The sequence below is a fragment of the Caldisericum sp. genome, from assembly GCF_049967455.1.
GTDB classification, from domain to species: Bacteria; Caldisericota; Caldisericia; order Caldisericales; family Caldisericaceae; genus Caldisericum; species Caldisericum exile_A.
The window spans coordinates 1-4,603 of sequence record NZ_JBMFSR010000060.1 but is presented as its reverse complement, the minus strand read 5'-3'; the positions used below and the strand labels follow the sequence as shown (position 1 = coordinate 4,603).

Here is a 4,603-nt window from a genome sequence, read left to right as displayed (position 1 = left end):
GAATTAGGAATGTAGTTCCCAATTTTGTCAGTTACTGTTTTAAACATTTCGTTGAACTTGTCCTTTGGAACTGCTTTTAGCATTTCTTCACTCATGTCCTTTGCCCACATGTCGTAATTTCCTTCATTATGGGCAATAAGAACATTTTCCACCATTGGACCAGCAAAACTTACATCACTTTCCTTTAATAACTTTGCAGAACAGCCAGTCAAAAACACCCCTACAATAAGTAGAACTGTCAAAACAAACAAAACTTTCTTCATACTATACCTCCTTATATGAAAGATTAAAGCATAAAAATCCAGTAAGGGATATGAACAACAGTAAAAATAAGAGATCTAAATATGTCTGCCTTTCTCTCGAAGGAAATTTCATTTGAAGTCTCTCTCATCTTGAAATAGAGGAAAAATGAATAAAAACTGCTTATGACAAGGATAACGAGCGCCCAGTCAACTGAAAGCAGAACAGATTGCAAAGATTTAACAAAAATAGATAGGCTGCATACCATACCTAAAATAAAAAGCAAGAAACCTGCTAATCGTTGAGTCTTTTTCCATATTTCTTCGCTTATCATTGTCCATGGCGTTCCTACACCAATGAACCAATTTTGCCTTATGCGAGGAAAGAAATTTCCGGTCACGATATATACCACTGCAACTCCTAAATTTGCGCTTCTTGGGACAAGATAGTTTAACCCCGTAACGATAACTATGAGCATTACTATTTGTAAGATACATGGAAGGGCAACAAGAAGATTAATTATTGTTGTATAAGTATCAAGAAATTTAGAGTAATTTTTCCTAAGAGGGTCAATATACGGAATAAGAAGAAAGATAATAAGTAATACCAAAGCAAATGTTGGGAGCAATGTTATCGCAAAATTTTTTGGAAGATACGCATTTATGTGTCCCTCTAAATCCCAACTTGTAGGAACAAAGAATGGAAGTTTACGGTAAATAAGTAATCCTAAAATATAGCTCACTGCTATTAGTGAAATTGGAAATGCTTCCTTTCTAATAACATTTTTGTTTAATTTATATGTTTCATCCATTTTTATCCCTCCTACTTTTTACATTAGCAAAGAAAACAAGTATCTCTTCGAAAATGGTTGTGTTTAAACTGTATACAATGTTTCTACCTTTTCTTTCTGAGGTTATTAGTCCTACTTTTTCCAGCATCTCTAAGTGATAAGAAATCGTAGGCCAGGATTGATTAAATGCGTTTGCAATCTGACCTGCTGTCAAGTCCCTTTCTGAAAGCATTATCAGAACTTTCCTCCTTGTTTCATCACCAAGTGCTTTAAATATATCATTCAACCCCATATTCTATATTTAGACAGTTATCTAAATATAGAATATTCAAAATGTGATTTTTGTCAAGAGATTTTTTAAGCATTCTTATATCTCTAAAAAGATTTTTTAACTCTTCTCAGTTTTGAGGAAGATAAAACCACAGATCACTAAAAATAAAACTAAGAAACCTGTAGCAGTTATCAAGATTTGCGGGGCAATCTTATCCGAAAGGAATCTACCCAAAGAAAGTGAAACAGGAGCCCCCAATGATGCCATCGTGTAAATGAAACTTGAGACAATATCCAACTTATCATTAGGCACAGTTTGTTGAAGAAATATGCTTAGCGGTATATTGGTAAGCGCATTCCCAAAGCCAATAAAAAAGGAAATAATAATCATTAGTGGTAAAGCCCTGAAGATACTCAAAAACATTGTGGCAGAACCCATTAAAATTAGCCCATACAAAATCAATTTTAAGGAACTATATCTCTTTGGGATAAAAGAAACAAACAACGGCAAGAAGTTCTTAACAGAAATGTCAAAAACAAGAAACCATTTACAAGGAATTTGAAGTTTCTATTCCAGAGATAATATATTTATATAGGTTGGGGATTTTGGGTAAATATATTTTTTACCCCAAGGAAAATATGTGAAAAATTTGGAGAATCGCTCAGGTTAGTTTGAATCTATCATATGTTTATGGTATGGTTAGGACAATACTTTCATTATTAATGTTCCTCATTATCAGAATTGATAAAGCAAATAACAAAAGGCCGATCGCTGCTGTTCCTAATAGGAGTCCAATATTATACTCGGGCTTCATCTTTGTTATAAGGTTATTTCCACCAAAGACAAGAATATATGGAATTACAAAAAGAAAGCCTCTTATCAAATCTACTTTCTTTATCTTTAAAACAACGGCACACAAAAAATTCGAAAGACCAAAACTGAAAATAGAAATTGCAACTAAAGGTTCAATTAAATAAATCACTGAAATACCCGGGAAAAAGTAAAACCTAAAAATATAGAATTCAGAAAATAGAATAAACAGCATAATTTCATTAAGTATAAAAACAGTTAACGCAGAACCCCAAAAGTAAGAAAAAGGTTTAAAACCATTAACAAGTAATTGCTCTATTCTTCCACTAAATTTTTTCATACATAATTGTCTCTGAAGTAGCAAAGTAAGGAAGCATTATTACCAAAAAATATGATACTAAGAGAAAATACCTTGATATAAATGTATCTGAATAAGGCCCATTTAAAACCAATGAAAGTTCTCCTCCTTTCAAGCTTCCAGAAACTACGAAAGTAAGTATGCCGAACAAAAATCCTAATTCTATAAAGAATATGCCCTTGAAAAGCATCTCAAAATTGTATTTTAATTCTTTAATCATTTTGATCACCTCCTGCTAATTCAAAAAATAAGTCCTCGAGTGTTTTGTATTTCGAAAGTGTATCCCAAACTAAGTCGTTTGCAATAATTTTTCCGTTGTTTATCAATATAAATCTGTCTGCACATTTCTCAACTTCTGCAAGATCGTGAGATGTAAGAATAATTCCAACTCCATTTTCTTTTAATTCAAACAATAAGTCCCTCGTATTTTTCCTTGAAATTGGATCAAGCCCAGTCATAGGCTCATCAAGTATCAAAATTTGAGGCTTTAAAAGTAGAGATAAAAGTAAGGAAAGTTTTCTCTTCGTTCCCTTCGAATAAGTATAAACTCTTTTATTTAAATAGTCCTTTAAGCCCAACCTTTCGCTATAATAATTTCCCAATTCAGAACTACCATTGAAATATTTACAATAAAGCCTTATGTTTTCATAACCGGTAAGCCTATCCCATAAAAAATCCTTTTCACTTAATGCTGAAAGTCTTAAATTTCCATTTTTTTCTATTACCCCAGAATTGGCATCAAGAATCCCTGTTACAATTCTTAAGGTAGTTGTTTTTCCGGCTCCATTTGGTCCAATTATCGCAAGAATTTCGCCTAAAAAAATGTCGAAAGTTAAATCCTGTAATATTATTTTCCCATCTATTAGTTTTGAAACATTTTTAAGAGAGATGGCTCTTTTTCTACTATTATTTTCTTCCATATACACTTTCCTCCCTCCTCTTTTGCTTTAATTATGCCTCTTGTTATACAACTACCGCAGAACCATAGATTATCGCATTTACCACATATCTCTTTATTCGGTGCTGGGATTTTTGAAATACTTTCAATTAACTTTGAATTAGATGCTAAAAAAGACCCCAAAGAATTTCCGTGTCTTCCAAGGTTGTCAATCACGGGTGACATTTGACAAATTTTAACTCCTAAATCCGGAGAAATTACAATAATTTTTGAACCAGCACCGCAATTTGGATAAGTATTTTCCGAACTATCAATTACAGATACAAAACCTTTTCCGTATTTTTTGAGGATAATGTTCATATTTTTTACAAATTTTATATTGGCACTTTTGTGAAAATTCAAAATAATTTCGGGAGTACTCTGGGCACGTCCTATTGGCACAATTGGACTAAATGCAACAGAAGCAGCACCTAATTTGTAAGCGAGATTAGCAATTTCTAACATTTGATCAACATTCTGCGGTGTGACATTACATGCAACCCTCGTAAGAACCCCCAATTTCGCCAACCTCGAAATACTTTCTACTACAAGATCGTAGGATTTGCTGTTACCGGTAAACCAACCCATGTATTCTTTAGAACTACCATGAAGGTCAACCTGAACTACAGCACGGTTCTTATTTTTAGATATGATTGAATAAATATCTTCGGAAAAGTTGGTACCATTTGATAAAATCCCTACTAATTCGAAATCTAATGAAAAAGCCTTTTCTAATATTTTTTTAAAATCATTATGAATAGTAGGTTCGCCACCAGTTAACTCAATAACCTTAACTCCTAATTTATCTGCTTCATTTAAAAGACTAAAAGCATCTTCCATTTTCATTTCATATTGTAAACTAATTTCACTGTTATTATAGCAATGTCTTCATCTATGATTACATCTATAAGTTAATTCCAAGGTAAGATCGCTTGGTACAAAGTATTCTTTGCAACCTGTTAATCTAAAGTTATACTTCTTTATTTCATTTACGCTTTCACATTCAGTAATCTTAATTCCTAACTTATTTTCAAATTCCTCAAAGAAAGCTACGATGTTCTTTTCCACATTTCTGAACATATCAAGTTTAAGGTTTGCAGATACTTTTTTAAACACCCTAATTAAGACGTAACTTCCTGTAACGGAGGCAAGCAGAAATATTATCAGTACAAAAACTGAAATGAGGATTAGAGATTT

General features: G+C 32.5%; 8 protein-coding genes and 1 pseudogene. All 9 read right to left on the bottom strand.

The window, feature by feature from the left end; genetic code table 11:
- The coding region (locus ACP5SP_RS07370) for a hypothetical protein (RefSeq protein WP_428076387.1) at window positions 1–263 on the bottom strand (263 nt) is incomplete at its 3' end.
- A 23-nt stretch (window positions 264–286) separates the two neighbouring features.
- Complete coding sequence (locus ACP5SP_RS07365) at window positions 287–1,051, bottom strand: SdpI family protein (RefSeq protein WP_416085579.1); 765 nt, start codon at window positions 1,049–1,051, stop codon at window positions 287–289.
- Window positions 1,044–1,322, bottom strand: coding sequence for an autorepressor SdpR family transcription factor (locus tag ACP5SP_RS07360; RefSeq protein ID WP_428076386.1), 279 nt, complete (start codon window positions 1,320–1,322; stop codon window positions 1,044–1,046). The genes ACP5SP_RS07365 and ACP5SP_RS07360 overlap by 8 nt, the downstream gene beginning before the upstream one ends.
- Window positions 1,323–1,418: 96 nt before the next feature.
- Window positions 1,419–1,757, bottom strand: coding sequence for an MFS transporter (locus tag ACP5SP_RS07355; RefSeq protein WP_428076385.1), 339 nt, complete (start codon window positions 1,755–1,757; stop codon window positions 1,419–1,421).
- 232 nt (window positions 1,758–1,989) lie between these two features.
- Window positions 1,990–2,451, bottom strand: a complete 462-nt coding sequence (locus ACP5SP_RS07350; protein WP_428076384.1) for a hypothetical protein — start codon at window positions 2,449–2,451, stop codon at window positions 1,990–1,992.
- Window positions 2,438–2,689 (bottom strand): hypothetical protein, encoded by a 252-nt coding sequence (locus ACP5SP_RS07345; protein ID WP_428076383.1) that lies wholly within the window; start codon window positions 2,687–2,689, stop codon window positions 2,438–2,440. Before ACP5SP_RS07345 ends, ACP5SP_RS07350 begins: the two co-directional genes overlap by 14 nt.
- Window positions 2,682–3,389: an ABC transporter ATP-binding protein gene (locus ACP5SP_RS07340; RefSeq protein WP_428076382.1), complete on the bottom strand. Its 708-nt coding sequence runs from the start codon at window positions 3,387–3,389 to the stop codon at window positions 2,682–2,684. The genes ACP5SP_RS07345 and ACP5SP_RS07340 overlap by 8 nt, the downstream gene beginning before the upstream one ends.
- Window positions 3,332–4,282, bottom strand: a pseudogene (locus ACP5SP_RS07335) (radical SAM/SPASM domain-containing protein); the annotation flags it as partial. The pseudogene ACP5SP_RS07335 and the gene ACP5SP_RS07340, both read right to left, overlap by 58 nt.
- A gap of 12 nt (window positions 4,283–4,294) precedes the next feature.
- A partial coding sequence (locus ACP5SP_RS07330; protein ID WP_428076381.1) for a hypothetical protein occupies window positions 4,295–4,603 on the bottom strand: 309 nt, incomplete at its 5' end.

Coding starts and splice junctions, on each gene's coding strand:
- ACP5SP_RS07345 (WP_428076383.1), bottom strand. CDS start 2,689: ATGATTAAAGAATTAAAATACAATTTTGAGATGCTTTTCAAGGGCATA.
- ACP5SP_RS07360 (WP_428076386.1), bottom strand. CDS start 1,322: ATGGGGTTGAATGATATATTTAAAGCACTTGGTGATGAAACAAGGAGG.
- ACP5SP_RS07340 (WP_428076382.1), bottom strand. CDS start 3,389: ATGGAAGAAAATAATAGTAGAAAAAGAGCCATCTCTCTTAAAAATGTT.
- ACP5SP_RS07350 (WP_428076384.1), bottom strand. CDS start 2,451: ATGAAAAAATTTAGTGGAAGAATAGAGCAATTACTTGTTAATGGTTTT.
- ACP5SP_RS07365 (WP_416085579.1), bottom strand. CDS start 1,051: ATGGATGAAACATATAAATTAAACAAAAATGTTATTAGAAAGGAAGCA.